Here is a 25,820-nt window from a genome sequence, read left to right as displayed (position 1 = left end):
GTCCCGAGACACGCCGACCCGGCCCGGGCCCGCACGGCATCATGTGCCCGTGCGCACACGATTCCTCGCTCCCGCTGCCCTCGTCTCCGCCGTCGCCCTTGTCGTGACGACCGCGTGCACCTCCCCGGGGCCGTCGGGCGCCGACCCGGGTGAGGCGACATCGACGGTGTCGCCCTCGCCGTCGAGCTCCCCGACCGCGACCCCCGACGGCGTCCCGACCGAGGACGAGACAGCCCCCGAGGAGCAGCCCGCGGAGGAGCGCAGCGAGACGCCCGAGGAGTCGTTCCGCGCGTGGCTCGCCGCGAGCCGCGCGCCGGACGTGGAGGTCGCCTGCGGCTACCTCACCCCGGAGCTCGCCGAGCGGATGGTCGCCGAGATGACGTCGCAGGGGTGGCCGGGCATCACGGACTGCGCGTCGATGATCACGACCACCGCCGGACTCTACGCGGCCGTGGGCGACGTCCCGGACGTCGAGGTCGGCGTCCGCGAGGAGCGCGCCGACGCGACGGTGCTGTCCGTCGTCTACGACGGCGGCGACTGCGGCACCGCCGTCCTGGTGCCGCAGGGCGCGCGGTGGGTCCTCACGGAGCAGTCCGAGGAGGAGTGCTGACCCTCTCGCCGCCGGGTGCTCAGCCCCCGAGCACGACGACGGGTCCGCACCTCGCGAGGTGCGGACCCGCCGTCGTCGGGATCAGCGGCTGCGCTTGATGAGCGAGACGTCGCGGACGGCGCCGCGGTCGGCGGACGTCGCCATGGCGGCGTATGCCTGGAGCGCGGGCGACACGTAGCGGTCGCGGTCGACCGGCTGCCACGGGTTCTCGCGCGCCTCCATCTTGGCGCGGCGCTCGGCGAGCACGTCGTCGGGGACGTTGAGGCGGATGAGGCGGGTGTCGACGTCGATCTCGATCTCGTCGCCGTCCTCGACGAGGCCGATGACGCCGCCCGCGGCGGCCTCGGGCGAGACGTGCCCGACGGAGATGCCCGACGACCCGCCGGAGAAACGGCCGTCGGTGATGAGCGCGGTGACCTTGCCGAGGCCGCGGCCCTTGATGAACGACGTCGGGTACAGCATCTCCTGCATGCCCGGGCCGCCCGCGGGTCCCTCGTAGCGCACGACGACGACGTGCCCCGGCTCGACCTGCTTGGTGAGGATCTTCTCGACCGCCTCGTCCTGGGACTCGCAGACGAGGGCCTTGCCGACGAAGTGGAAGACGTCCGGGTCGACCCCGGCGGTCTTGAACACGGCGCCGTCCTCGGCGAGGTTGCCGCGCAGCACGGCGAGGCCACCCTCGACGGTGTACGCGTGCTCGAGGTCGCGGATGCAGCCGTTCGCGGCGTCGGTGTCGAGCGACTCCCAGCGGTTCGACGTGGAGAACGCCTGCGTGGTGCGCACTCCCCCGGGCGCCGCGTGGAACAGCTCGATCGCCCGCTCGGTCGCCTTGCCGCCCCGGACGTCCCAGTCGTCGAGCCAGGCGCGCAGCGTCGGCGTGTGGACGCTCGTGACGTCGTGGTCGAGCAGGCCCGCGCGGTCGAGCTCGCCGAGGAGGGCGGGGATGCCGCCGGCGCGGTGCACGTCCTCCATGTGGAAGTTCGGGTGGTTCGGCGCGACCTTGGACAGGCACGGCACCTGGCGGCTGATGCGCTCGATGTCGGTGAGGTCGAAGTCGACCTCACCCTCCTGCGCCGCGGCGAGGATGTGCAGCACCGTGTTCGTCGAGCCGCCCATGGCGACGTCGAGCGCCATGGCGTTGGAGAACGCGGCCTTGGTCGCGATCGAGCGGGGAGCGACGGAGTCGTCCTCGTCCTCGTAGTAGCGCCTGGCGAGGTCGACGATCGTGCGACCGGCCTCGAGGAAGAGCTCCTTGCGCGCGGCGTGCGTGGCGAGGGTCGAGCCGTTGCCCGGGAGCGAGAGGCCGAGCGCCTCGGTGAGGCAGTTCATGGAGTTCGCGGTGAACATGCCCGAGCACGACCCGCACGTAGGGCACGCGTTCTCCTCGACCTGCGCGAGCGCGGCGTCGGACACGGCGTCGTCGGCCGAGTAGTTGATCGCGTTGACGAGGTTGAGCGGGGTCTTCGCGACGCCGTTCGCCACGACCGCCTTGCCCGCCTCCATGGGTCCGCCGGACACGAAGATCACCGGGATGTTGAGCCGCAGCGCGGCGTTGAGCATGCCGGGCGTGATCTTGTCGCAGTTCGAGATGCACACGAGGGCGTCGGCGCAGTGCGCGTTGACCATGTACTCGACCGAGTCGGCGATGAGGTCGCGGCTCGGCAACGAGTAGAGCATGCCGCCGTGGCCCATCGCGATGCCGTCGTCGACGGCGATGGTGTTGAACTCCTTGGAGACGCCACCGGCCTCGCGGATCGCCGACGCGACGAGGTCGCCCATGTCCTTGAGGTGGACGTGGCCGGGGACGAACTGCGTGTACGAGTTCGCGATCGCGATGATCGGCTTGCCGAAGTCCTCCGAGCCCATGCCGGTCGCGCGCCAGAGGGCGCGGGCGCCGGCCATGTTGCGGCCGTGGGTGGACGTCCGGGAGCGCAGGGGGCGGCTCATGTCGGTTCAGCTCCTTCGACGGGTGGCCGCGGCCGATCCTCCGGCCGCCGGGTCACATTACGCCTGCCGGCGACCGGACGAACCGGGCGTCCGTCCCGTGGTCGTCGGGCTACGTACGTGGAGCCCCTACCCCACCGAGGGATCTCCACCTAAACGTTACGTAAGGGTTGAACCGCCGCGAGTCCGCTGCCACCGTGGACGAGCACGTCACGGCCGGGACCTCGCCGACGCCTCGACGGAGAGCAACACCGCGCGGTGCGGCACGGCAGGTCCCGGCACCGACCCGATCCGTAGATCCCGTTCCCGAGGGGGCACCTCATGTCCACGTCCACCACGCGCACGACCTCACCACCCGACGCGTCGTCCGGGACCGCTCCCGACGCCGCCGCCCCGGTGGTGCCCAGCCTCGCCACCCAGGACGACGTCGTCACGCGCTCCTCCGCCCGCCACGCCCTCGCGCTCGCCCGGCTCGGCGGCGCCGTCGTCTTCCTCTGGCCGTTCGCCGACAAGCTCGTGGGCCTCGGGTACGCGACGCCGCGCGAGCGCGCGTGGCTCGCGGGCGCCGCCCCGGCGCAGGGCTACCTCGAGCACGGGGTCCAGGGCCCGCTCGCGGGGACGTTCACCGCGATGGCCGGCCCGGTCACCGACTGGCTCTTCATGCTCGGGCTGCTCGGCGTGGGGCTCGCGCTCCTGCTCGGGATCGGCCTGCGCGTGGCCGCGGTGAGCGGCGCGCTGCTCTTCGGGATGCTCTGGCTCTCGCAGTGGCCGTTCACGGCCGGGTCGAACAACCCGGTCGTCGACCAGCACGTCCTCGTCGTGCTCCTGCTCGTCGTCCTCGCGACGACGCTCGCGGGCGACACCTGGGGGCTCGGACGCCGCTGGGCCGCGCTGCCCCTGGTCCGCCGGGCACCCTGGCTGCGCTGACAGCAGGACGCCGGACCCGGAACCGCGCGAGGTCGCAACGGCGCGACCTCGCGTGGTTCCGGTCGCGGCGCGCAAAGTCGGCACCGCCCCCGTCAGGCTCCGGCGGTGTGCGCGCCCTCGAGCTCGTCGGCGTGACGGATGTGCCGCGTGACCCACGGCGCGAGCGCGAACAGCGCGAGCGCGAACACGAGGGTCACGGCGCCGATGCTGCCGAAGTACGCCGTGTCCGACGCTCCCTCCGTGACCTGCACGACCTGCGCCGTGATGGCCTGCCCGGCCGCGGGCGCGAGGAACCACAGCGCCATCGCCTGGGAGCGGAACGCCTTGGGCGCGAGCAGCGTCGTCGCGGCGAGACCGACGGGCGACAGGCACAGCTCACCGAGCGTCTGGATCACGTAGACGAGCACGAGCACCCACGACGGCGCCTTGCCGTCGCCGACGACCGCGGACGCGACCGCGAGGAAGAGGAACGACACCGACGCGAGCGTCAGGCCGATCGCGAACTTGTTGGCCGTCGTCGGGCGGTCGCCGGTCTTGATCCAGATCCACGCGAACACCGGCGCGAGGACGATGATCGACAGCGGGTTGACCGACTGGAAGAACTCGGGGCTGATGCCGACCCCGAGGAAGGTGAGGTCGGTCCGGTCCTTGGCGAACGCGGAGAGCGTCGTCGCCGCCTGCTCGAAGATCATCCAGAAGAGCATCGCCGCGACGAACAGCGGGATGTACGCGATGACGCGGGGTCGCTCGGCGTCGGTCACGCGCGGCGAGCGGTACATGACGACGAAGTACGCGATCGGCGCGAGGAACGCCAGGTAGGACATCGTGTCGATGAACGTCGAGATGTCGAAGCCGCCGGCCACCAGGACCGCGATCAGCCCGACGAGCACGACGCCCGCGGCGATGAGCAGGAAGATGCGCGCGATCTTCGCCCGCTCCTCGGGCCGCACCGGGTTGGGCACGTGCGCGCCGGCCTCGCCCAGGTAGCGGCGGCCGGCGACGAAGAACACGAGCGCGACGGCCATGCCGACCGCCGCGACGGCGAACCCGGCGTGGTAGCCGCCCCAGGCGCGCGCCGCCCCGACGAGGAACGGCGCGATGAACGACCCGAGGTTGATGCCCATGTAGAAGATGGAGAAGCCCGAGTCGCGCCGCGGGTCGTCGCGCGCGTAGAGCTCGCCGACCATCGAGGACACGTTGGGCTTGAGCAGGCCGGTCCCGAGCGCGACCATCGCGATGCCGGCCATCGAGAAGCCCGTGCCGGGGATCGTGAGGCTCACGTGCCCGGCTGCGATGATGATCCCGCCGTACAGGACCGAGCGCCGCGAGCCGATCACGCGGTCCGCGAGCCAGCCACCGACGACCGAGAGCAGGTAGACGCTCGTGCCGTAGATCGAGACGAGCGCGAGCCCTGTCGTCTCGTCGATGCCGAGCCCGCCGTTCGCCACGGTGTCCGTGAGGTAGAACAGCAGGATCGCGCGCATCCCGTAGTAGCTGAATCGCTCCCACAGCTCCGTCGTGAAGAGCGTCAGCAGACCGCGCGGGTGCCCGAAGAACGCGTGGTCCCCCTCGATCGCCCCGGCCGCCGGCCCCTCGGTCGCCCCGACACCCGCCGCGGTGCCCGACCCGAACGGCGGCGCACCCGCGTCGGGCTCGGTGCGCGCCTCGCGCCCGAGCTCGCGGCGCCGGGCGTCGTCCTGCCCCTTCGGGTCGTCACCGTCCATCCTGCGATGCTCCCACCGGCGTGCCCGACCGGCGACCGTTAGCGTGGCCGGATGCCGACGCTCTGGTGGTGCCGCCGCGACCTGCGCCTCGCCGACAACCCGGCCCTCGTGGCGGCCGTGGAGGCCGCCCGGGAGGCGGGTGACGACGTCGTCGCGCTCTACGTGCTCGACCCGTGCCTCTGGGACGCCGCAGGGGACCCGCGCCGGTCGTACCTCGCGCGCAGCCTCGCCGCGCTCGACGCCGCGACGGGCGGGCGGCTCGTCGTGCGGCACGGGGACCCGCGCGCGGTCGTGCCCGCGCTCGCGAGCGAGGCAGGTGCCGAGGAGGTGCACGTCGCGGGGGCGTACGAGCCCCTGGGAGTGGCACGGGACGAGGCGGTCGCGCAGGCGCTGGCCGACGGCGGCGCGCGCCTCGTGCGCACCGGCTCGCCCTACGCCGTCGCACCCGGGCGCGTGCTCACGCGGACCGGGACCCCGTTCCAGGTCTTCACGCCGTTCCGCGACGCGTGGGTCGCGCACGGGTGGCGCGACCCGGTGCCGCGCCCGCGCGACGTGCCGTGGGCGTCGGTGCGGTCCGACGGCGTCCCGGACGACCCGGGGACCGACGCCCGGCTCCCTGCCGCGGGCGAGGCCGCCGCGCGCCGGCGGTGGCGAGACTTCCTGGAGGACCACCTCGCGGGCTACGCGACCGAGCGCGACCGCCCGGACCGGCCCGCGACGTCGGGCATGTCCGTCCCGCTCAAGTGGGGCGAGCTCCACCCGCGCACGCTCCTCGCCGACGTGCGGAGCGCTCTGCACGACGGGCTCGCGCCGTCCGACGACGCGCTCGCCTACCGCTCCGAGCTCGCGTGGCGTGAGTTCCATGCGGACGTCCTGTTCCACCATCCCGGTGCCGCGCGGCGGTCGTTGCGCACGGTCGTGCCCGACGACGCGTGGGCGACCGGGGCGGACGAGGACCGGTACCTCGCGGCCTGGGCAGCCGGGCGTACCGGCTACCCGCTCGTCGACGCCGGCATGCGCCAGCTCCTCGGCGAGGGGTGGATGCACAACCGCGTGCGGATGGTGGTCGCGTCGTTCCTCGTCAAGGACCTGCACGTGCGGTGGCAGCGCGGCGCGGCGCACTTCATGGCGCACCTCGCGGACGGCGACGTCTCGCAGAACCAGCTCAACTGGCAGTGGGTGGCGGGGACGGGCCGGGACGCCGCGCCGTACTTCCGCATCTTCAACCCCGTCACCCAGGGCAAGAAGTTCGACCCGGACGGCGCCTACGTGCGCCGCTGGGTGCCGGAGCTGCGGGGCGTCGAGGGCCGTGCGGTCCACGAACCGTGGAAGCTGCGCGAGCAGCCTGTCGGGTACCCCGAGCGGATCGTCGACCACGCCGTCGAGCGCACGGTCGCGCTGGACGACTTCGAGCGCGCACGGCGTCGCTGAGGTTTTCTCAACCTGAGGGTTGACGACGACACGGTACCGGCGTAGCGTATTTGTCAACCGAACAGTTGATGAACGAGCGCCGCCCGCGGCGTTCGACGAGGAGGTCCCGTGACGGCCGACCCGCTCTCCCGCGTGTTCTCGGCGCTGGCCGACCCCACGCGCCGCGACATGGTGGCCCGGCTCGCGTCGGGCGACGCCAGCGTGGGCGAGCTCGCCCGGCCGTACGACATGTCCGTCCAGGCGGTGTCCAAGCACCTGCGCGTGCTCGAGGACTCCGGCCTGGTGACCCGCACGACGGAAGCCCGACGCGCCCCCGTGCACCTCGAGGCGGAGGTCTTCGACCTCATGACGAAGTGGATCGAGCGCTACCGGCGTGAGGCGCAGGACCGCTACCGCCGCCTCGACGACGTCCTGCGCGACCTGCCGGACCCGGCGGCCGCGCCCCTGAACGACCCGACGACAGGAGCACCGTCATGACCACCACCGGCACCCACGAGACCGAGATCGTCGTCCCCAAGGACCTCCCGATCGTCCGCATCGTGCGCGAGTTCGACGCGCCCGCGGCGAAGGTCTTCCGCGCCCACCTCGACCCGGAGCTGTTCGCGCGCTGGAACGGCCCGCGCTACCTCTCCCAGCGCAACGAGCTCTGGGACGTGCGCACGGGAGGCGCCTACCGCTACGTCCAGGTGGACCCCGACGGCAACGAGTACGCGTTCTTCGGCAGCGTCCACGAGGTGCGCCCGGACGAGCTCATCGTCCAGACCTTCACGTACGAGGGCTTCCCCGACGGCGTCTCGCTGGACCGCCTCGTGTTCGAGGACCTGCCCGACGGCCGCAGCCGCCTCACCGCGACGTCGCTCGTCGACTCGATCGAGGGTCGCGACGGCTTCGTCGCGAGCGGCATGGAGGTCGGCGTCCGCGAGGGCTACGAGCAGCTCGACGAGCTCCTCGCGCAGTCCTGACCCGCACTCCCCCACCCTGCCGAGGTAGAGCCCCGGTCACCCGAGGTAGAGCCCTGGTCATGACCACGGCTCCACCTCGGGCGACCAGGGCTCTACCTCGGGCGACCAGCGTTCTACCTCGCGAGACCAGGGGCGACAACCACCAGCGGTGCCACCCTGGTCTCCGCGCGCCGGGTCCCGTGGTTCCCCGTGCCCGGCCCCCGCGGCCGGGCACGGGAGTCTTCAGTCCCTCACGCCTCGCCGCGGGAGAGGAGACGACCCGTGGGGCGGTCGAACGTGATCTCCTCGCCCCGCAGGTACGTCGCGACGACGGCGCCCGAGAGCGCGCGGTCGGCGTACGGAGTGATGGGGTTCTTGTGGTGCAGGGCCTTCGGGTCGACGACGAACGCCGTGTCGGGCTCGACGACCGCGAGGTCCGCGTCGTGGCCGAGCGCGATGGATCCCTTGCGCTCCAGGCCCGCGATCGCTGCAGGCCGCGCCGACATCCACTCGACGACGCGCTCGAAGGGGATCCCGCGCGTGCGTGCCTCGGTCCAGACGATGGCCAGGCCGAGCTGGAGCGACGAGACGCCGCCCCACGCCGTCCCGAAGTCCCCCGTGTCGAGGTCCTTGAGGTCGGGCGTGCTCGGGGAGTGGTCGGAGACGATGCAGTCGATCGTCCCGTCGATCAGCCCCTCCCAGAGCAGCTCGCGGTTGTCGATCTCCCGGATGGGTGGGCAGCACTTGAACTGCGTCGCGCCGTCGGGGATCTCCTCGGCCGCGAGCGCCAGGTAGTGCGGGCACGTCTCGACCGTGAGCCGCACACCCTCGCGCTTGGCGCTGCGGATCATGGGCAGCGCGTCGGAGCTCGACAGGTGGAGCACGTGGGCGCGCGCGCCCGTCCACCGCGCAGCCTCGATCACGGCGGCGATCGCGACGTTCTCCGCGCCGCGCGGGCGTGACGCGAGGAACGTGTCGTAGTGGTCGCCGTGCGGGGTGGGCGCCCGCTCGATCGCGCGCGAGTCCTCGGCGTGCACGAGCATGAGGCCGTCGAAGTCGGCGAGCAGGCGCAGGTCGGCCTCGAGCTCGTCGGGCTCGAGGTACCCGAACTCCTCGACACCCGAGTGCAGCAGGAAGCACTTGAACCCGAACACGCCCGCGTCCCACAGGGGCCGCAGCTCGTCGGCGTTGCCGGGCACGGCGCCGCCCCAGAAGCCGACGTCGACGAACGCCTGGTCGCTCGCGACCTTCTGCTTGGTCTCGAGCGCCTCGACGTCGACGGTCGGCGGGATCGAGTTGAGCGGCATGTCGACGATCGTCGTCACCCCGCCCGCGGCGGCGGCCCGCGTCGCGGACGCGAAGCCCTCCCACTCGGTGCGCCCGGGTTCGTTGACGTGCACGTGCGTGTCCACGAGCCCGGGGACCAGCACCTGGTGCGGCTCCAGCTCGACGACCCGAGCGCCGTCGAGCCCGGCACCGAGAGGCTCGATCGCTCGGACCACTCCCCCGACGACCCCGACCTCGCGCGGCTGCTCGCCGGACGCGACGAGCACGCGCTCGCCACGCACGACGAGGTCGTACTCGTGCTCGCGACCGCTCACCCCGCCCGCGCCCATCGCGACCTCCTTCATGTCGTCTGCTTCCCTAACGGTGCGCCACGCTCAGTCGAGCAGCGCGACGGCGGTCGGCGCGTCGTCGGCCGAGATCGCGAGGTCCTCGAACTCGTTGACCCCCGTGAGCTCGACGCCCATCGCGATGTTCGTCACGCGCTCGAGGATGACCTCGACCACGACCGGCACGCGGAACTCCGCCGCCATGCCCTGCGCCTTGGCGAACGCGTCGCCGAGCTCGTCGGGGTCGGTCACGCGGATCGCCTTGCAGCCCAGGCCCTCGGCCACCTTGACGTGGTCGACGCCGTAGCCGCCCACCTCGGGCGAGTTGATGTTCTCGAACGAGAGCTGCACGTGGTAGTCCATGTCGAACGCGCGCTGCGACTGACGGATGAGGCCGAGGTAGGAGTTGTTCACGACGACGTGCACGTACGGCAGGTTGAACTGCGCGCCGACCGCGAGCTCCTCGATCATGAACTGGAAGTCGTAGTCGCCGGAGAGCGCGACGACCGGCTCGTCCGGGACGGCCTTCGCGACGCCGAGCGCCGCCGGGCCGGTCCAGCCGAGCGGGCCGGCCTGGCCCGCGTTGATCCAGTGCCGCGGCTGGTACACGTGGAGGAACTGCGCGCCGGCGATCTGCGAGAGTCCGATGGTCGTGACGTAGCGCGTCTCGGGGCCGAAGGCCTTGTTCATCTCCTCGTACACGCGCTGCGGCTTGATGGGGATCTCGGTGAAGTGCGTCTTGCGCTGGAGCGTGCGCTTGCGCTCGGCGCACTCGGCGGCCCAGCCGGAGTAGTCGGGCGCCCGCCCCGCGTCGCGGCGCTCGCGGGCGACCTCGACGAAGAGCTCGAGGGCGGCCTTCGCGTCGGAGACGATGCCGTAGTCGGGCGCGAACACGCGCCCGATCTGCGTCGGCTCGATGTCGACGTGGACGAACGTGCGGCCCGCGCGGTACGTGTCGAGGCCGCCCGTGTGGCGGTTGGCCCAGCGGTTGCCGATCCCGAGCACGAAGTCGGACGCGAGCAGGTTCGCGTTGCCGTAGCGGTGCGACGTCTGGAGACCGGCCATGCCGGCCATGAGCGCGTGGTCGTCCGGGATCACACCCCAGCCCATGAGCGTCGGGATCACCGGGACGCCGAGCGTCTCGGCGAGCTCGACGAGCAGGTCCTCGCCGCCCGCGTTGACGATGCCGCCGCCCGCGACGAGCAGAGGGCGCTCGGCCGCGAGCAGCAGGTCGATCGCCTTCTCCGCCTGCGCGCGCGACGCCGTCGGGCGGTGCACGGGCAGCGGCTGGTACGTCGCCGGGTCGAACTCGATCTCCGTGAGCTGCACGTCGATCGGCAGGTCGATGAGCACCGGGCCCGGGCGGCCCGAGCGCATGAGGTGGAACGCCTGCTGGAAGACCTGCGGCACCTGCCCGGCCTCGAGGACGGTCTTGGCCATCTTGGTCACCGGAGCGGCGATGCTCGCGATGTCGACGGCCTGGAAGTCCTCCTTGTCGAGCTTGGCGACCGGCGCCTGGCCCGTGATGCAGAGCATCGGGATCGAGTCGGCCCACGCGGCGTAGAGGCCGGTGATCATGTCGGTGCCCGCTGGGCCCGACGTGCCGATGCAGATGCCGATGTTTCCCGGCTTCGCGCGGGAGTAGCCGTCGGCCATGTGCGACGCGCCCTCGACGTGGCGGGCGAGCACGTGGTCGATGCCGCCGTGCGCGCGCATCGCGGAGTAGAAGGGGTTGATGGCGGCGCCGGGCAGGCCGAACGCCTGGGTCGCGCCCTCGATCTCGAGGATCGCCACTGCGGCGTCCACCGCACGCATACGAGGCATGGTTTCTCTCCTTGCTGGAGGTGACGTCGTCGTCAGGGGGAAGGTCAGGAGCCGTCGCGGCCGGACAGGCGCTCGACGCCGCGGAACAGGCCCGAGTGGTCGAGGCCGCCGTCGCCGTTGGCGCGGGCGGAGGCCATGAGCTGGGCGACGAGGCCGCCGAGCGGCGCGACGACGCCCGCCTCACGGGCCGCGGCGGTGACGATGCCGAGGTCCTTGTGGTGGAGCTCGATCCGGAACCCGGGGCCGAAGTCGCGGTCGAGCATCTTGCGCGCCTTCTGGTTCAGCACGGCCGAGCCCGCGAGCCCGCCGCCGAGGACCTCGATCGCGGCCTCGGTGTCGACGCCGTAGGCCTCGAGGAACACGATCGCCTCGGCGAGCGCCTGGATGTTCGCGGCGACGATGAGCTGGTTCGCGGCCTTGACCGTCTGGCCGGAGCCGTTCGGGCCCACGTGCACGACCGTCTTGCCGACGACGTCGAGGAACGGCTGGGCCGCAGCGAAGTCCTCGGGCGTGCCGCCCACCATGATCGACAGCGCGGCGTTGATCGCGCCGGGCTCGCCGCCCGAGACGGGGGCGTCGACGATCCGCAGCCCCGCGTCCTTCGCCTGCTGCGCGAGCGCGACCGTGACGTCCGGGCGGATCGAGGAGAAGTCGACGACGAGCGCGCCGGGCTTCGCGTTCGCGAGGACGCCGTCGTCGCCGGTGAGGACGGCCTCGACGTCCGGCGAGTCGGGGACCATGATCGCGACGACGTCGGCGCCGGAGACGGCGTCGGCGACCGACCCGGCCGCGCGGCCGCCGGCCTCGACCAGCGGCGCGGTCTTCTCGGGGCTGCGGTTGTAGCCCGCGACGTCGTGCCCGGCGTTCTGCAGGTGGACGGCCATGGGGCTGCCCATGATGCCGAGTCCGATGAAGGCGATGGAGGCCATGGTGTGCTCCTCTGGGTGGTTCAGGTCGGGGGTCTGTGTCGGCGGACGGCCGCGGGTCGCGTCAGCGCTCGGCGGCGGGGAGCCACGCGAACGGGTCGGCGGCGGCGGTCTTGTACTCGAGGCCGATCCAGCCGGCGTAGCCGCCGGCACGCAGGTCCTTGGTCCAGCGCTCGATCGGCAGGTCGCCCGTGCCGGGCTCGCCGCGCCCCGGCGCGTCCGCGACCTGCACGTGCGCGACGCGACCGCGATAGGTCGAGAGGGCCGCGTCGACGTCGTCGCCGTTGACGGCCAGGTGGTAGACGTCGAACAGGAGGCCGAGGTTCGTCTCGCCATGGTCGGCTGCGACCCGGTCGATGACGCGCACGGCGTCGGCGGCCGTCTTCAGGGGGTACGCCGGCGCTCCGCTCACGGGCTCGACGAGCACCGTCCCGCCGATGCGCCCGACGGCCCGGGCGGCGAGGGCGAGGTTCTCGGCCCCCAGATCGTCCTGCGCCTCCGGCGTCTCGCCCTCCTGGCGGTTGCCGTAGAGCGCGTTGAACGCGCGGCAGCCGGTGCGCTCCCCGATCGCGGTGACGACGTCGAGGTTGGCGCGCAGGTCGGCCGAGCGCGCGGGCCACGACACGAGGCCGCGGTCGCCGCCGGGCATGTTCCCGGCGTCGAAGTTGAGGCCCGTGAGCTGGACGCCCGCCGCCTCGATCGCGCCGACGAACGCGTCCACCTCGTCCTGCGCCGGCGTGGGCGACGCGAACGGCCACCAGAACTCGACGCCCCGGAAGCCCGCGGCCGCGGCGGCGGCCGGCCGCTCGAGCAGCGGCAGGTCCGTGAGCAGGATCGAGCAGTTGACGGTGTACGTCGGTGCGGGGCTCATCGTCGTCTCCCTGGGTCCGTCCGCGTCTCGCTGCGTCGCGATTCCATTCTGCGGAACTTTTATTCTGCTGTATGGAAGTGTAGGCACGCTCGCGGCGGAGCGTCAACAGCCGGTGCGGCACCCCGTCCGGTTGTGGGCATGGAAAGGGCCCGGTTCCACGTGTGGAACCGGGCCCTTTCCATGCCCACAACCGGGTGTCGCGTCAGCGGCGGCGGTCGAGCTTGACCTGCCGGTTGACGTCCTTGTAGAGCAGGTAGCGGAACGGCTTGGGGCCGCCCGCGTAGCAGGCCTGAGGGCAGAACGCCCGGAGCCACATGAAGTCGCCCTCCTGCACCTCGACCCAGTCGCCATTGAGGCGGTAGACGGCTTTGCCCTCGAGCACGTAGAGCCCGTGCTCCATGATGTGCGTTTCGGCGAACGGGATGGACCCGCCCGGCTGGAACGTCACGATGTTGACGTGCATGTCGTGCGCGAGGTCGTCCGGGTCGACGAACCGCGTCGTCACCCACACGCCGTCGGTGTCCGGCATCGCGCGCGGCTCGACGTCCTGCTCGCGCGTGACGAACGACGTCGCGGTGTGGCCAGGGATCGGCTCGTACACCTTGCGGATCCACTGGAACGCGGCCTTGGCGTCCGAGCGGTTGTGCAGCGCCCACCGCTCCCCCGCCGCGAGGTAGGCGTACCCACCCGGCTCGAGCACGTGCTCGACGCCCGCGAGCGTGAGGGTGAGCGTGCCCTCGGTGACGAAGACGACCGACTGCACCGTCTCCTCGTCCTCGCCCTGGTCCGACCCGCCACCGGGCGAGACCTCCATGACGTACTGCGCGAACGTCGTCGCGAACCCCTCGATCGGCCGGGCGAGCACCCACAACCGGGTCTTCTCCCAGCCGGGCAGGTTGCTCGTGACGATGTCGCGCAGCACGCCGCGCGGGATCACCGTGTAGGCCTCGGTGACGATCGCGCGGTCGGTGAGCAGCTCGGTCTGGCCGGGCAGGCCACCCTGCGGGGTGTAGTAGGGGGTGGTCTGGGTCATGGGGTCACTCCTCGGAGGTCGTGGGCCGGGCCGACGGCGGTCGGTGCCCTGGCAGGGAAGGTGGGAGGGCGCGGGCTCAACCTGCGACGGGCTGCGGGGCGTGCCCCGAGACGCGGACGGCGTCGAGCCCGGCGCGGTCGAGGCCGGTCGCGGCGCGGACCTCGGCCTCGGTGAGCGCGCCGCAGTCGACGCCGCGCCCGAGGAACCAGGCCATCGCCTTGGCCGTGGCGGGCTCGTCGAGCACGCCGCCGGCGTCGGGCACGAACCCGACGTACGCGGCGAGGCGCGCGAGCGCCGAGGCCGCACCCTCGCGGTAGAACGCGTACGTCGCTGCGAACCGGCTCGGGAGCTGCGCGGGGTGCAGGTCCCAGCCCTGGTAGTAGCCGCGCTCGAGCGAGCGGCGCACGAGCCGCCCGTGGAGGCGCCACGCCGCGTCGACGGCCAGCGGGTCGCCGACGGGGAGCACGTTGGTCGAGCCGTCCGACAGGCGCACGCCCGTGCCCGCGACCGCGAGCTGCATGACCGACTTCGCGTGGTCGGCCGCGGGGTGCTCCATCGACTGGTACGCCGCCGCGATGCCGAGCGACGCCGAGTAGTCGTACGTGCCGTAGTGCAGCGCGGTGACCCGACCGGGCGCCGCGTGCACGAGCCGCGCCACGGTCGCCGTGCCGTCCGCCGCGAGCAGCGCCTGCGGCGTCTCGACCTGCACCTCGAACCGCAGGCTGCCCGTCTCCAGGCCGTTCGCCTGCTCGACGCGCTCGCACGCGACCGCCATCGCCTCGACCTGCTGCGGCGCGGTGACCTTGGCGAGCGTGACGACGAAGCCGTCGGGCAGGCCCGTCCGGCCCTGGGCAGCGCGGGCCGCGACGAGCTCCGCGACGAACAGCGCGAGCGTGCGCACCCCGCGCCGGCGCGTCGCGACCTCGAGGCACTTGATGCGGATCCCGCTGAACGGCGTCGCCGTGCCCTGCGCCTCGGCACGAGCGAGCTCGCGCGCGGCCGCCGCGACCGCGGCGTCCTCGGCCGCGTCGCCACGGTCGCCGAACCCGTCCTCGTAGTCGATCCGCAGGTCCTCGATCGCCTCGACGGCGAGCTTGGTGCGCACACGCTCGGCCACGGCGTCGGCGAGTCCGTCCCCGGACCCCGCTCCGATCCCGAGCAGGTCGACGAGCCGGCCCACACCTCCCGACGCGTCGACCGCCTCGCGCGCCCGGGCCGCCCACTCGGGCACGAGACCCGCGGTATACCGGTCCCCCGGTACGTAGACGGTGTGCACGGGCTGGCGCGAGCCGTCGTCGCCCGGGTACCGCGCGTCGAGCTCCGCGTCCCACGGCGCGAGCAGACCGTCGAGCGTCGCGTGCAACGCCGCGACGCCGTCCTCGCTGAAGCCGCGGACGGAGCCCGCCTCACGACCGGCCGGCATCAGGACGCGTCCTGCTCGTGCGCGACGACGTCCTCGTACGCGGGCAGCGTGAGGAAGTCGACGTAGTGCTCGGTGAGCGCGATGTCCTCGACCAGCGCGGCGGCCCGGTCGTAGGGACCGGCGTCGTACGCCTCGTGCCCGACGTCGTCGCGCAGCCGCACGGTCTCCTCCCGCAGGAGCGTGCGGACCAGGTCGGCGGTGATCGTCGTGCCGGCGCCGTCGCCCGCGGTGAACGACGCGCCCGAGCGCACCCACTGCCACACCTGCGACCGCGAGATCTCCGCGGTCGCGGCGTCCTCCATGAGGTTGTGGATCGCGACCGCGCCGTTGCCCGCGAGCCACGCCGCGACGTACGCGACGGACACGTAGAGGTTGTTGCGCAGCCCGGCCTCGGTGACGTCGCCCTGCGCGGACGACACGTCGAGGAGCTGGTCCGCCGTCACGTGGACCTCGGGGCGCTGCCGGTCGAGCTGGTTGGGCCGCTCGCCGAGCACGTCGTCGAACACCTCGCGGCACACCGGCACGAGGTCCGGGTGCGCGACCCACGAGCCGTCGAAGCCGTCGCCGGCCTCGCGCTGCTTGTCGGCGCGCACCTTCTCGAACGCCTGGGCGGTGACCTCGGGCTCGCGACGGTTCGGGATGACGGCCGCCATGCCGCCCATCGCGAACGCCCCGCGCTTGTGGCACGTCTGCACGAGCAGCTCGGTGTACGCGCGCATGAACGGCGCGGTCATCGTGATGGACCCGCGGTCGGGCAGCGTGAACGACGGCCCGGAGTCGCGGAAGTACTTGATCACGGAGAACAGGTAGTCCCAGCGGCCGGCGTTGAGCCCGGACGCGTGGTCGCGCAGCTCGTACAGGATCTCGTCCATCTCGAACGCGGCCGGGATCGTCTCGATGAGGACCGTCGCACGGATCGTCCCGTGCGGGATGCCCAGCGCCTGCTCCGCGTGCGTGAAGACCTCGTCCCACAGGCGTGCCTCGAGGTGCGACTCCATCTTCGGCAGGTAGTAGTACGGCCCGGAGCCGCGCGCGAGGAGCTCCGCGGCGTTGTGGAAGAAGTGCAGGCCGAAGTCGACGAGCGCGCCGACGGCGGGCGTCCCGTCCACGGTGAGGTGCACCTCGTCGAAGTGCCACCCGCGGGGCCGCACGACCATGACGGCGAGCGGGTCGCCGTCGGTCTCGGGGCGCAGCGCGTACTGCTTGCCCTCGGGCGACGTGAACGCGAGCGTGCGGCGCGTCGCGTCGTGCAGGGCGACCTGGCCCCCGACGACGTTGGCCCAGTGCGGCGTCGACGCGTCCTCGAGGTCCGCGAGCCACACCTTCGCGCCCGAGTTGAGCGCGTTGATCGCCATCTTCGGCGTCGGCGGGCCGGTGATCTCGACGCGGCGGTCCTGGAGGTCGGCGGGCGCGCCGGCGACCGTCCAGTCCCCCGCGCGCACGTCGGCGGTCTCGGGCAGGAAGTCGAGGCGACCGGTGCGGGCGACCTCCTCGCGCCGTGCGGCGCGAGCGGCGAGCAGCTCGTCGCGACGAGCGCCGAACCGGCGCTGGAGGGCCGCGACGAAGTCGAGCGCGTCCGGGGTGAGGATCTCGTCGGACCGCTCGACGGCGGGTCCGTGGACGGCGACGGCCGTGGTGGTGGTCATGGTGTGTCCTTTCTGCGGGCGGCCGGGCTGACGACGGTGCGTCAGGACCGGGGCGCCACCCCGACGTGGTGGCCCGACGTGGTGCTCCCCTGAGCCTGCTCCGCACGGCCGCGCTCCGCGACCTCGGCGACGGCGCGGGCGACGGCCTTGGAGACCGCGGGCTCGAACACGCTCGGCACGATGTAGCTCGCGCTGAGCTCCTCGGGCGCGACGGCGTCCGCGATCGCGACGGCCGCGGCGCGCAGCATCTCGTCGGTGATCTCGCTCGCGCCGACGTCCAGCAGGCCGCGGAACAGCCCCGGGAAGGCAAGCACGTTGTTGATCTGGTTCGGGTAGTCGCTGCGGCCGGTCGCGACGACGGTCGCGTGCTGCGCCGCGGCGATGGGGTCGACCTCGGGCGTCGGGTTCGCGAGCGCGAAGACGATCGCGTCGTCGGCCATCGTCGCGATGTCGTCACCCGTGAGGATGTCGGGGCCGGACACGCCGACGAACACGTCGGCCCCGGCCAGGCCCTCGCGGAGCGTGCCGGTGAAGCCCTCGGCGTTGGTCGTCTCGGCGAGGCGACGGCGGTGGTCGTCCGTGAGGTTCGCGCCCGGGTGGATCGCGCCGTGGCGGTCGAAGGCGACGATCCGGCGCGCGCCCTGGCCCTGGAGCAGCGAGATGATCGCGTTGCCCGCGGCGCCGACGCCCGAGACGACGATCCGCACGTCCTCGATCGTCTTGCCGACCACGCGCAGCGCGTTGGTCAGCGCCGCGAGCACGACGATCGCCGTGCCGTGCTGGTCGTCGTGGAACACGGGGATGTCGAGCTCCTCGCGCAGCCGGCGCTCGATCTCGAAGCAGCGCGGCGCCGAGATGTCCTCGAGGTTGATCCCGCCGTACACCGGGGCGATGGCCTTGACCGTGCGGATGATCTCCTCGGTGTCGGTCGTGTCGAGGCACACGGGCCAGGCATCGACGCCCGCGAACTGCTTGAACAGCGCAGCCTTGCCCTCCATGACGGGGAGCGCGGCGGCCGGGCCGATGTCGCCCAGGCCGAGGACGGCGGTGCCGTCCGTCACGACCGCGACCGTGTTGCGCTTCACCGTCAGGCGGCGTGCGTCCTCGGGGCGCTCGGCGATGGCGAGGCACACGCGCGCCACGCCCGGCGTGTAGGCGCGGGCGAGGTCGGCGCGGTGGCGCAGCGGCACCTTGGGGTTGACCTCGAGCTTGCCGCCCAGGTGCATGAGGAACGTCGCGTCGCTCACATGGCGCACGGTGATGCCGTCGAGCGCGCTCAGCGCGTCGCGGATGTGCTCCACGTGCGCGGCGTCGACGGTGTCCGCGGTGACGTCGACGACGAGGCGGTCGGCGCCCGACTCCGAGACGTCGACACCCGTGATCGCGGCGCCGGTCGCGCTCACCGCGGCGACGAGGTCGCTCGCGGTGCGGTGCCCGCTCGGGGCCTCGACCCGCAGCGTGATGGAGTAGCTCGGGCTGGTCGCGGCGGCCTTCGCCGTCGCGGCCTGCGTCTCCGGAGCCTTCGTCTCGGACGTCATGTTCGTTCCTTCTTCTCGTATGCTGATGCGTGTCTTCCGTGATGCGGAAGGGAGCGCGGGATGGTCCCGCACTGCTCAGGCGAGGTGCGCACCCGTCGGGCGGCACCAGGTGGACAGGAGATCGTGATGGCCGAGACCCCGGCAGCGACGGAGCCGACGGAGACCCAGCCGGGCACGCGGCCGGCGAAGCCCGCCGGGGGCGTGCAGTCCGTGGACCGGGCGATCGAGCTGCTCGAGCTGCTCGCCGACTTCGGCGGCGAGTCCGGGCTCAGCGAGCTCGCGCAGCACGCCGGGCTGCCGCTGCCGACGATCCACCGCCTGCTGCGGACGCTGCTCGCCCAGGGCTACGTGCGCCAGACGCCGTCGCGGCGCTACACGCTCGGCCCGCGGCTTATCCGCCTCGGCGAGTCGGCCGGGCGTCAGCTCGGCGCCGGTGCGCGCCCCTACCTCGAGCGGCTCGCGCACGACCTCGGCGAGTCGGCGAACCTCGCGATGATCGACCGCGACATGGCCGTCTACGTCGCCCAGGCCTCGTCGAGCCACTCGATGCGGATGTTCACGGAGGTCGGCCGGCGCGTGTACACGCACTGCACGGGTGTCGGCAAGGCCGTGCTCGCCCAGCTCCCCGACCAGACGGTGCGCGAGATCATGGGCCGGGTCGGCATGCCGCCCGCGACCGACCAGTCGATCACCGACGTCGACGCGCTCCTCACGGAGCTCGCGGCGACGCGCGAGCGCGGGTACGCGATCGACGACGGCGAGCAGGAGCTCGGCGTGCGCTGCTTCGCCGTCGCGGTGCCTCACGCCCCGACCCCCACGGCCCTGTCCGTCTCGGGCCCCGCGGCCCGTGTGACGTACGAGTTCGGGGAGCGTGCCGTGCCGGTGCTGCACCGCGTCGCGAACGAGCTCACGCGCGAGCTCATCACCGCCGCGCCCTGAGGCGGCGCCGGGGTACGACGGTGGGGGCGCGCCCTGCCGGACCGCGGATCCTCCGCGGTCGGGCAGGGCGCGTCCGTCCGTCACGGTCGGCTCAGCAGAACCCGGTGACGGTCGCCCAGGCGCGCGGCTCGGCCGGCTCGCCCTCGCGCTGGACCGTCGCCTCGATGAGGCCGTACGGGCGGTCGGCCGCGTAGAAGACCTCGTTCGGGTTGTCGAGGCCGAACGGCGCGAGGTCCACGAGGAAGTGGTGCTTGTTCGGCATCGAGAACTTGATCTCGGCGATCTCCGGGATCGCCTCGAGGACCGCCTTGCCCATCGCGAACAGCGTCTGCTGGAGCGCGAGGGAGTGGGTCGTCGCGAACGCCTCGAGCTGGATCGCGCGGACCTTCGCGTACACGGCGTCGAAGTCGACGTCGGTGGTCGTGTAGCGCCACCGCGAGGTGACCGACGTCGCGAGGATGCGGTCGTTGGTCTCCACGAGCGTCGTGTAGCGGTCGCGCGGGAACCCGTGGAACTCCGAGCCGGTGGACTTGAGCACGACGAGGTCCGTGAGTCCCGAGACGACGAAGACCTCGTCGCCGTCGCGCTGGACGACCGTCGTGCGCGTCTCCTGGTTGTTCCGGACGAACGCGTGGTCGTGCTCGCCGTCGGCGGTCTCGATGCGGTTCCAGGTGTACTGCTCGATCTCCCAGCGGCCGCCCTCGATCCACTCGAAGTCCTCGACGAAGTGCTGACCGAGGCGGATCGCGAAGTCCTCGATCGCGCCGACGCCGTCGCGGGCGAAGGCGTAGATCGTGTTCTTCTGGGTGTCGGTGGCGACGCACCGGGAGTTGTCGCCCTCCAGGTGCGTGGCCTCCTGCCCGCCCCGCAGCTGCGAGGAGACGTTGACGTCCGTGATCTCGTGGCGAGGCGTGGCGCGGTCGACGCGCACGAGGCGCACCTCCGCCTTGCCCCACTGGTTGTCGCCCAGGACGATGGCCCCGCTGCTCTGCGTGGCCGCCGGCTGCTCGGCGGTCGGGGTGGTCGTGCTCATGTCAGCTCCCTCGATAGGTCGAGTAGGCGAACGGGCTGAGCAGGACGGGGACGTGGTAGTGCTGCTCAGCGCTCGCCACCCGGAAGACGATGACGACCTCCGGGTAGAAGGACACGGTGTCTCGCCGGTCGAAGTACTCGCCCGTGTCGAACACGAGCCGGTACGTACCGGGGACGAGGGACTCGGGCCCCAGCTGGGGCACGCGACCGTCGTCGTTCGTGCGGGAGGACGCCACCAGGGACCAGCCCTGCCCCGTCGTCCTGTCCGCGATCTCCGGAGCCGCCTCCAGGCGGACGGTGATCCCCTCGGCGGGCCTACCGCTGGCCGCGTCGAGTACGTGCGTGGTGATGTGGCTGGCGTGGGTGCTCATGCCCTCAGCATTCCCTTCAGCCGCAGCGCGGCGATCTCGCGCAGGTTGCGGGCAGCGTTCGCCCGCTCGGTGCCGGCGTCGTTGCCGAGCCGCTCGGTGAGCTGCTCGAGGATCTCCTCGGCGCTGCGCCCGGCGGCCCGGATGAGGAACACGTGCCCGAACCGCTCCTCGTACGCGCGGTTGCCCTCGGCCAGCCGGCGCTGGACGTCGCCGTCGGACGTGTCGACGCCCGACTGCTCGGACCGCGACATGCTCGCGTCCACCGCATCCCCCTGCGCACGCTCCCCGATCCGGGGGTGGCGCGACAGTGCCTCGTCGACCTCGGCGTCCGTCCAGGGGTCGGCCGCGGCGAGGGCAGCGTCGGCCGCGTCCTCGACGGTCGCGTACGGGCGTCCGGCGGCGACCGCGTCGGCCCACCGCCCGGCGTGCGCGCACGCGAGCAGCGCCTCGCGCGCCTCCTCCGGTGACAACCGGTTGAACTCGTCCAGCGTCATCGCTGCGTGTCCCTCTCGACGTCCGGCTGGTCGGCGGTCTCGGACACCGCCTGACCTCCTGATTCCACATCTCGGAAGTTTGTTTCCGTCTTATGAATGTACGTCGTTGCCATCGCTCATGTCAACCACGGTCTCCCGGGGCATACCCCAGCGCACGTCGCGAGACCGCGCACCGCGGGACCGCCCGCACCGCAGCGCGCCCCCGCGGACCGCACGCCCCCGGGAACGACGAGGGGCCCGGCAGCGGTGCTGCCGGGCCCCTCGGTATCGTCCTCTGCGCGTTCGCGTCCCTCGAGGTTCAGGGTGCGCCGAGGCCCGCCCTGAACTCGTCCTCGAGGATGCTCATGACGGTCGCGTCCGCCCACCCGTCGCCGTCGCGGTAGACGTCGCGCAGCCGGCCCTCCTCGCGGAAGCCCAGCGACTCGTAGAGCATCCGCGCCCGCGGGTTGATGCTCAGCACGTCGAGGCTCACACGGTGCAGGTGCGGTCCCTCGTGCCGGACCCCCTCGACGTCGGTCACGCCCTCGAACGCGAACCGCAGCACCTCGAAGATCGCCTCACGCCCGTAGCCGCGGCCGCGGTAGTTCGGGAGCAGCGCGAGTCGCAGGTTGGCCGAGCGGGCGTCCTCGTCGAGGTCGTTGAGCACGATCTCGCCGATCATCTCGTCGCTCACCAGCTGGCCGTCGCGCACGGCGCCCGCGGTGATGGCCCAGTCGTACCGACCCTCGCGGTCGCTGATCGTCGCCGACCACTCGTCGATCTGGTCGCGCGTGAACGTCGCCGTCGTCCCCGTGAGCCGGTTCGACTCCGGGTCCTGCAGCGACTCCCACATGCGGTCGGCGTCCCGCGCCTCGATCGGGCGCAGGCGCACCATCTCCCCGAGCAGGACCGGTCCGCGTGTCATGGCGTCAGCCGATCCGCTCGAGGATGAGCTCGCGCACGCGACCGGCGTCCGCCTGGCCGCGCGTCGCCTTCATGACGGCACCGATGATCGCGCCGACCGGGCCGAGGTTGCCGCCCCGGACCTTCTCGACGACGTCCGGCTGCGCGGCCAGCGCCTCGTCGATCGCGGCGAGCAGCGCGCCGTCGTCGGACACGACCTCGAGCCCGCGGGCGGTCACGACGGACTCCGGATCCCCCTCGCCGGCGAGCACGCCGTCGAGGACCTGGCGCGCGAGCTTGTCATTGATCCGGCCTGCGTCGACCAGCCCCTGGAGCGATGCGATCTGGGCAGGCGTCACGGGCAGCTCCTCGAGAGCGACCTCGTCCTGCTTGGCACGACGGGCGAGCTCGCCCATCCACCACTTGCGCGCGCCCGCCGGGCTCGTCCCGGCCGCGACGGTCGCCTCGATGAGGTCGATCGCGCCCGCGTTGACGACGTCGCGCATCTCCGCGTCCGCGTAGCCCCACTCGCCCTGGAGGCGACGGCGACGTGCGACCGGGAGCTCCGGGAGCCCGGCACGGATCTCCTCGATCCACTCGCGCGGGGGCGCGATCGGCACCAGGTCCGGCTCCGGGAAGTACCGGTAGTCCTCGGCGTCGGACTTCACGCGCCCCGAGGTCGTGATGCCGGTGTCCTCGTGCCAGTGCCGCGTCTCCTGGATCACGGTGCCGCCCGCGTCGAGCACGGCGGCCTGGCGCGAGACCTCGTACCGGACGGCCCGCTCGACGGAGCGGAAGGAGTTGACGTTCTTCGTCTCCGTCCGGGTGCCGAGCGGCGACTCGGGCGTCGGACGCAGGGAGAGGTTCACGTCGGCGCGGACGTTCCCGCGCTCCATGCGGGCCTCCGACACGTCGAGCGCACGGAAGATGTCACGCAGCGTCTGGACGTAGGCGCGCGCGACCTCGGGGGCGCGGTCGCCCGCGCCCGTGATGGGCCGCGTGACGATCTCCACCAGCGGGATGCCGGCCCGGTTGTAGTCGACGAGCGAGTACTCCGCGCCGTGGATGCGGCCGGTCGCGCCACCCACGTGGGTGTTCTTGCCGGCGTCCTCCTCCATGTGCGCGCGCTCGATCTCGACGCGGAACACGGTCCCGTCCTCGAGCTCGACGTCGATCCACCCGTCGTACGCGATGGGCTCGTCGTACTGCGACGTCTGGAAGTTCTTCGGGACGTCGGGGTAGAAGTAGTTCTTGCGTGCGAACCGGCAGGTCTCGGCGATCTGGCAGTTGAGCGCGAGGCCGATGCGGATCGCGTACTCGACGGCCTTCCCGTTGACGACCGGCAGCGCGCCCGGGAGCCCGAGCGAGACCGGGGTCACCTGGGTGTTCGGCTCCGCGCCGAAGCTCACCTCGGCCGGGCAGAACATCTTGGTCAGCGTGCCGAGCTCGACGTGCACCTCGATCCCGATGACGGGGTCGTAGCGGCGCGTGGCGTCGGCGTAGTCGACGAGGTCGACGGTCGTGGCGGTCATCCGACCTGGCCTTCCTTCTCGATGGTGGCCGTGGGCAGCGCCGGCGCGCGGTCGAGCAGCGGGCCGCCCCACGCGCTGAGCAGCGCGGACTCGAGCGCGGCGCCCACCCGGTACATGCGGTCGTCGGCCTTGGCCGGCGCGAGGATCTGGAACCCGACGGGCAGCCCGTCGTCCGACAGGCCGGCCGGGACCGACATGCCGGGGACGCCCGCGAGGTTCGCGGGGATCGTCGCGACGTCGTTGAGGTACATCGCCAGCGGGTCGTCGAGCTTCTCGCCGAACCGGAACGCCGTGGTCGGCGCCGTCGGGGAGACCAGGACGTCCGCGTGCTCGAACGCCGCGGCGAAGTCGCGCTGGATGAGCGTGCGGACCTTCTGCGCGCTCCCGTAGTAGGCGTCGTAGTAACCCGCCGACAGCGCGTAGGTGCCGAGGATGATGCGACGCTTCACCTCGTCGCCGAAGCCCGCCCCGCGCGTGGCGGCCATGACGCGCTCCGCGGTCACCGGACCCTCCTCCGGCTCGACGCGCAGGCCGAAGCGCATGCCGTCGAACTTCGCGAGGTTGCTCGACGCCTCCGACGGCATGATGAGGTAGTACGCGCCGAGCGCGTACTCGAAGTGCGGGCAGGAGACCTCGACGATCTCCGCACCCAGACCGCGCAGCAGGTCGAGCGACTGCGCGAACCGCGCGCTGACGCCCTCCTGGTAGCCCTCGCCGTTGAGCTCCTTGACGACGCCGACACGCACGCCCGACAGGTCGCCCGTGGCGCCCTGGACCGCCGCGTCGACGAGCGCCGGCGCGCGCCCGGGGATGGACGTCGAATCGCGCGGGTCGTAGCCCCCGATGAGCTCGTGCAGCAGCGCGGAGTCGAGCACGGTGCGGGTGACGGGACCGGCCTGGTCGAGCGACGACGCCATCGCGATGAGGCCGTAGCGCGAGACCCCGCCGTAGGTGGGCTTCACGCCGACGGTGCCGGTGACGGCACCGGGCTGGCGGATCGAGCCGCCCGTGTCCGTACCGATCGCGAGCGGCGCCTCGAACGCGGCCACCGCGGCGGCCGAACCACCACCCGACCCTCCCGGGATGCGGTCGAGGTCCCACGGGTTGCGCGTGTTCCCGAAGGCCGAGTGCTCGGTCGACGAGCCCATGGCGAACTCGTCCATGTTCGTCTTGCCAAGGATCGGCAGACCCGCGCTGCGGATCTTCTCGACGAGCGTGGCGTCGTAGGGCGGGATCCAGCCCTCAAGGATCTTGGAACCGGCGGTCGTCGGCATGCCCTGGGTCACGACGACGTCCTTGACGGCGATCGGGACACCGGCCAGCGGGTGCAGCTCCTCGCCGGCGACACGTCGCTCGTCGACCGAGCGCGCCGTCGCCAGCGCCTCCTCGGCGTTCACGTGCAGGAACGCGTTCACGGCGCCGTCGACGGCGGCGATCCGGTCCAGGTGCGCCTGGGTCGCGTCGACGCTCGAGAAGTCCCGTGCGGTCAGCCCTTCCGCCAGCTCGGCGGCGGACAGTCGGGTCAGGTCCTCGCTCATCTCACTCCTCCCCGAGGATCTGCGGGACGGCGAAGCGCCCGTCCTCGGCCGACGGCGCCGCGGCGAGGACGTCCTCGACCGGAAGCGGCGGCTCGGGAATGTCGTCCCGGAAGACGTTGGTCATCGGGAGCGGGTGGCTCGTCGCAGGGACGTCGGGCGTCGCGACCTCGCTGACCTTGGCGATGGCGTCGACGATCACGTCGAGCTCACCAGAGAGCCGGTCCAGCTCCTCGGGTCGCAGATCGATGCGGGCCAGCGCGGCGACGCGCGCGACCTCGTCACGGGAGATGGTGGACATGGTCGCCATTCTAGTGGGGACCGACGCCGTGCCCACCGCGCCGCCGGCCCCTCCCCGTACGCGGGTGTGACCGAGACCGAGCCGAAGCCAGAGCCCCAGCCCCCACGAGGTAGAGCCGTGGTCGCGGGAGGTAGAGCCGTGGTCGCGCGAGGTAGAGCCGTGGTCCCGCGAGGTAGAGCCGTGGTTCGGTCCGCGGCGGGGGTGGTCTCGGTGCTCGGGGCTGCGGCGCCGTCACCCTGGTCCCTCGGCCGTGGGTTTGAGGAGCGCCGCTCTGACGCCCCTT

At 72.5% G+C, this 25,820-nt stretch carries 23 protein-coding genes; 6 read left to right on the top strand and 17 right to left on the bottom strand.

The genetic code is table 11. The features are described from left to right. Nucleotides 1-49: 49 nt before the first annotated feature. Nucleotides 50-610, top strand: a complete 561-nt coding sequence (locus CCE02nite_RS13130; protein ID WP_141390080.1) for a hypothetical protein — start codon at nucleotides 50-52, stop codon at nucleotides 608-610. Between the two features lie 81 nt (nucleotides 611-691). Here the strand turns inward: CCE02nite_RS13130 and ilvD are convergent, their stop codons facing one another. Further along, nucleotides 692-2,557 carry a dihydroxy-acid dehydratase gene (ilvD, locus tag CCE02nite_RS13125; protein WP_141390079.1) on the bottom strand — a complete coding sequence of 622 codons (1,866 nt, stop codon included), beginning with the start codon at nucleotides 2,555-2,557 and terminating at the stop codon, nucleotides 692-694. 318 nt (nucleotides 2,558-2,875) lie between these two features. Here ilvD and CCE02nite_RS13120 point away from each other — a divergent pair, with 318 nt between their 5' ends. After that, a complete protein-coding gene (locus CCE02nite_RS13120) occupies nucleotides 2,876-3,481 on the top strand; it encodes a DoxX family protein (protein WP_255318855.1) in 606 nt (201 codons plus the stop codon). Nucleotides 3,482-3,573: 92 nt separating this feature from the next. Here the strand turns inward: CCE02nite_RS13120 and CCE02nite_RS13115 are convergent, their stop codons facing one another. Beyond that, nucleotides 3,574-5,205, bottom strand: a complete 1,632-nt coding sequence (locus CCE02nite_RS13115) for a peptide MFS transporter (protein WP_141390078.1) — start codon at nucleotides 5,203-5,205, stop codon at nucleotides 3,574-3,576. 51 nt (nucleotides 5,206-5,256) lie between these two features. On the opposite strand from CCE02nite_RS13115, the gene CCE02nite_RS13110 reads away from it, so the two are divergent. The 3 genes from CCE02nite_RS13110 to CCE02nite_RS13100 all read left to right on the top strand — a co-directional run bounded on the left by CCE02nite_RS13110 (nucleotide 5,257) and on the right by CCE02nite_RS13100 (nucleotide 7,598). Next, nucleotides 5,257-6,636 (top strand): cryptochrome/photolyase family protein, encoded by a 1,380-nt coding sequence (locus tag CCE02nite_RS13110; RefSeq protein ID WP_141390077.1) that lies wholly within the window; start codon nucleotides 5,257-5,259, stop codon nucleotides 6,634-6,636. Nucleotides 6,637-6,744: 108 nt separating this feature from the next. Continuing rightward, nucleotides 6,745-7,113, top strand: coding sequence for an ArsR/SmtB family transcription factor (locus CCE02nite_RS13105; RefSeq protein WP_141390076.1), 369 nt, complete (start codon nucleotides 6,745-6,747; stop codon nucleotides 7,111-7,113). Then, nucleotides 7,110-7,598, top strand: coding sequence for an SRPBCC family protein (locus CCE02nite_RS13100; RefSeq protein WP_141390075.1), 489 nt, complete (start codon nucleotides 7,110-7,112; stop codon nucleotides 7,596-7,598). The genes CCE02nite_RS13105 and CCE02nite_RS13100 overlap by 4 nt, the downstream gene beginning before the upstream one ends. Before the next feature lie 230 nt (nucleotides 7,599-7,828). Here CCE02nite_RS13100 and allB read toward each other — a convergent pair whose 3' ends face one another. From allB to CCE02nite_RS13060, 8 genes are all read right to left on the bottom strand, one after another. Continuing rightward, nucleotides 7,829-9,208 (bottom strand): allantoinase AllB, encoded by a 1,380-nt coding sequence (gene allB, locus CCE02nite_RS13095; protein ID WP_141390074.1) that lies wholly within the window; start codon nucleotides 9,206-9,208, stop codon nucleotides 7,829-7,831. Nucleotides 9,209-9,238: 30 nt separating this feature from the next. After that, nucleotides 9,239-11,014: a glyoxylate carboligase gene (gene gcl / locus CCE02nite_RS13090; protein ID WP_141390073.1), complete on the bottom strand. Its 1,776-nt coding sequence runs from the start codon at nucleotides 11,012-11,014 to the stop codon at nucleotides 9,239-9,241. A gap of 44 nt (nucleotides 11,015-11,058) precedes the next feature. After that, nucleotides 11,059-11,943: a 2-hydroxy-3-oxopropionate reductase gene (locus CCE02nite_RS13085; protein WP_141390072.1), complete on the bottom strand. Its 885-nt coding sequence runs from the start codon at nucleotides 11,941-11,943 to the stop codon at nucleotides 11,059-11,061. Between the two features lie 61 nt (nucleotides 11,944-12,004). Then, complete coding sequence (locus CCE02nite_RS13080; RefSeq protein WP_141390071.1) at nucleotides 12,005-12,811, bottom strand: hydroxypyruvate isomerase family protein; 807 nt, start codon at nucleotides 12,809-12,811, stop codon at nucleotides 12,005-12,007. 202 nt (nucleotides 12,812-13,013) lie between these two features. Beyond that, on the bottom strand, nucleotides 13,014-13,844 hold the full coding sequence (locus CCE02nite_RS13075) for a bifunctional allantoicase/(S)-ureidoglycine aminohydrolase (RefSeq protein ID WP_141390070.1): 831 nt from the start codon (nucleotides 13,842-13,844) through the stop codon (nucleotides 13,014-13,016). Between the two features lie 76 nt (nucleotides 13,845-13,920). Next, the gene (locus CCE02nite_RS13070; RefSeq protein WP_141390069.1) at nucleotides 13,921-15,267 is read right to left on the bottom strand and encodes a DUF6986 family protein; all 1,347 of its coding nucleotides are present in this window, start codon (nucleotides 15,265-15,267) and stop codon (nucleotides 13,921-13,923) included. Further along, nucleotides 15,267-16,913: a malate synthase A gene (aceB, locus tag CCE02nite_RS13065; RefSeq protein WP_141390068.1), complete on the bottom strand. Its 1,647-nt coding sequence runs from the start codon at nucleotides 16,911-16,913 to the stop codon at nucleotides 15,267-15,269. The genes CCE02nite_RS13070 and aceB overlap by 1 nt, the downstream gene beginning before the upstream one ends. A 41-nt stretch (nucleotides 16,914-16,954) precedes the next feature. Then, complete coding sequence (locus CCE02nite_RS13060) at nucleotides 16,955-18,451, bottom strand: NAD-dependent malic enzyme (protein ID WP_141390067.1); 1,497 nt, start codon at nucleotides 18,449-18,451, stop codon at nucleotides 16,955-16,957. Nucleotides 18,452-18,577: 126 nt separating this feature from the next. Here CCE02nite_RS13060 and CCE02nite_RS13055 point away from each other — a divergent pair, with 126 nt between their 5' ends. Further along, a complete protein-coding gene (locus CCE02nite_RS13055; protein WP_141390066.1) occupies nucleotides 18,578-19,390 on the top strand; it encodes an IclR family transcriptional regulator in 813 nt (270 codons plus the stop codon). Nucleotides 19,391-19,481: 91 nt separating this feature from the next. On the opposite strand, the gene pucL is transcribed toward CCE02nite_RS13055, so the two are convergent. The 7 genes from pucL to gatC form a co-directional block, all read right to left on the bottom strand. Then, the gene (pucL, locus tag CCE02nite_RS13050) at nucleotides 19,482-20,423 is read right to left on the bottom strand and encodes a factor-independent urate hydroxylase (protein ID WP_141390065.1); all 942 of its coding nucleotides are present in this window, start codon (nucleotides 20,421-20,423) and stop codon (nucleotides 19,482-19,484) included. Nucleotide 20,424: 1 nt separating this feature from the next. Further along, the gene (gene uraH, locus CCE02nite_RS13045; protein WP_141390064.1) at nucleotides 20,425-20,793 is read right to left on the bottom strand and encodes a hydroxyisourate hydrolase; all 369 of its coding nucleotides are present in this window, start codon (nucleotides 20,791-20,793) and stop codon (nucleotides 20,425-20,427) included. Beyond that, a complete protein-coding gene (gene uraD / locus CCE02nite_RS13040) occupies nucleotides 20,790-21,287 on the bottom strand; it encodes a 2-oxo-4-hydroxy-4-carboxy-5-ureidoimidazoline decarboxylase (RefSeq protein ID WP_141390063.1) in 498 nt (165 codons plus the stop codon). Before uraD ends, uraH begins: the two co-directional genes overlap by 4 nt. 298 nt (nucleotides 21,288-21,585) lie before the next feature. Beyond that, entirely contained in the window at nucleotides 21,586-22,191 is a 606-nt protein-coding gene (locus tag CCE02nite_RS13035) for a GNAT family N-acetyltransferase (protein WP_141390062.1), read from the bottom strand. A 4-nt stretch (nucleotides 22,192-22,195) separates the two neighbouring features. Continuing rightward, nucleotides 22,196-23,701 carry an Asp-tRNA(Asn)/Glu-tRNA(Gln) amidotransferase subunit GatB gene (gatB, locus tag CCE02nite_RS13030; protein WP_141390061.1) on the bottom strand — a complete coding sequence of 502 codons (1,506 nt, stop codon included), beginning with the start codon at nucleotides 23,699-23,701 and terminating at the stop codon, nucleotides 22,196-22,198. Beyond that, the gene (gene gatA / locus CCE02nite_RS13025; protein WP_141390060.1) at nucleotides 23,698-25,239 is read right to left on the bottom strand and encodes an Asp-tRNA(Asn)/Glu-tRNA(Gln) amidotransferase subunit GatA; all 1,542 of its coding nucleotides are present in this window, start codon (nucleotides 25,237-25,239) and stop codon (nucleotides 23,698-23,700) included. The genes gatB and gatA overlap by 4 nt, the downstream gene beginning before the upstream one ends. Before the next feature lies 1 nt (nucleotide 25,240). After that, a complete protein-coding gene (gene gatC, locus CCE02nite_RS13020; RefSeq protein ID WP_047232578.1) occupies nucleotides 25,241-25,537 on the bottom strand; it encodes an Asp-tRNA(Asn)/Glu-tRNA(Gln) amidotransferase subunit GatC in 297 nt (98 codons plus the stop codon). Between the last annotated feature and the right edge of the window lie 283 nt (nucleotides 25,538-25,820).

The sequence above is a fragment of the Cellulosimicrobium cellulans genome (assembly GCF_006539945.1).
Taxonomy (GTDB): domain Bacteria; phylum Actinomycetota; class Actinomycetes; order Actinomycetales; family Cellulomonadaceae; genus Cellulosimicrobium; species Cellulosimicrobium cellulans.
This window is presented reverse-complemented; position numbering and strand designations above follow the sequence as displayed.

Excerpts from the sequence above, each read along its gene's own strand:
- ilvD (WP_141390079.1), bottom strand. The coding sequence starts at position 2,557 with ATGAGCCGCCCCCTGCGCTCCCGGACGTCCACCCACGGCCGCAACATG.
- CCE02nite_RS13120 (WP_255318855.1), top strand. The coding sequence starts at position 2,876 with ATGTCCACGTCCACCACGCGCACGACCTCACCACCCGACGCGTCGTCC.
- CCE02nite_RS13115 (WP_141390078.1), bottom strand. The coding sequence starts at position 5,205 with ATGGACGGTGACGACCCGAAGGGGCAGGACGACGCCCGGCGCCGCGAG.
- CCE02nite_RS13110 (WP_141390077.1), top strand. The coding sequence starts at position 5,257 with ATGCCGACGCTCTGGTGGTGCCGCCGCGACCTGCGCCTCGCCGACAAC.
- CCE02nite_RS13100 (WP_141390075.1), top strand. The coding sequence starts at position 7,110 with ATGACCACCACCGGCACCCACGAGACCGAGATCGTCGTCCCCAAGGAC.
- allB (WP_141390074.1), bottom strand. The coding sequence starts at position 9,208 with ATGAAGGAGGTCGCGATGGGCGCGGGCGGGGTGAGCGGTCGCGAGCAC.
- gcl (WP_141390073.1), bottom strand. The coding sequence starts at position 11,014 with ATGCCTCGTATGCGTGCGGTGGACGCCGCAGTGGCGATCCTCGAGATC.
- CCE02nite_RS13085 (WP_141390072.1), bottom strand. The coding sequence starts at position 11,943 with ATGGCCTCCATCGCCTTCATCGGACTCGGCATCATGGGCAGCCCCATG.
- CCE02nite_RS13080 (WP_141390071.1), bottom strand. The coding sequence starts at position 12,811 with ATGAGCCCCGCACCGACGTACACCGTCAACTGCTCGATCCTGCTCACG.
- CCE02nite_RS13075 (WP_141390070.1), bottom strand. The coding sequence starts at position 13,844 with ATGACCCAGACCACCCCCTACTACACCCCGCAGGGTGGCCTGCCCGGC.
- CCE02nite_RS13070 (WP_141390069.1), bottom strand. The coding sequence starts at position 15,267 with ATGCCGGCCGGTCGTGAGGCGGGCTCCGTCCGCGGCTTCAGCGAGGAC.
- aceB (WP_141390068.1), bottom strand. The coding sequence starts at position 16,913 with ATGACCACCACCACGGCCGTCGCCGTCCACGGACCCGCCGTCGAGCGG.
- CCE02nite_RS13060 (WP_141390067.1), bottom strand. The coding sequence starts at position 18,451 with ATGACGTCCGAGACGAAGGCTCCGGAGACGCAGGCCGCGACGGCGAAG.
- CCE02nite_RS13055 (WP_141390066.1), top strand. The coding sequence starts at position 18,578 with ATGGCCGAGACCCCGGCAGCGACGGAGCCGACGGAGACCCAGCCGGGC.
- pucL (WP_141390065.1), bottom strand. The coding sequence starts at position 20,423 with ATGAGCACGACCACCCCGACCGCCGAGCAGCCGGCGGCCACGCAGAGC.
- uraH (WP_141390064.1), bottom strand. The coding sequence starts at position 20,793 with ATGAGCACCCACGCCAGCCACATCACCACGCACGTACTCGACGCGGCC.
- uraD (WP_141390063.1), bottom strand. The coding sequence starts at position 21,287 with ATGACGCTGGACGAGTTCAACCGGTTGTCACCGGAGGAGGCGCGCGAG.
- CCE02nite_RS13035 (WP_141390062.1), bottom strand. The coding sequence starts at position 22,191 with ATGACACGCGGACCGGTCCTGCTCGGGGAGATGGTGCGCCTGCGCCCG.
- gatB (WP_141390061.1), bottom strand. The coding sequence starts at position 23,701 with ATGACCGCCACGACCGTCGACCTCGTCGACTACGCCGACGCCACGCGC.
- gatA (WP_141390060.1), bottom strand. The coding sequence starts at position 25,239 with ATGAGCGAGGACCTGACCCGACTGTCCGCCGCCGAGCTGGCGGAAGGG.
- gatC (WP_047232578.1), bottom strand. The coding sequence starts at position 25,537 with ATGTCCACCATCTCCCGTGACGAGGTCGCGCGCGTCGCCGCGCTGGCC.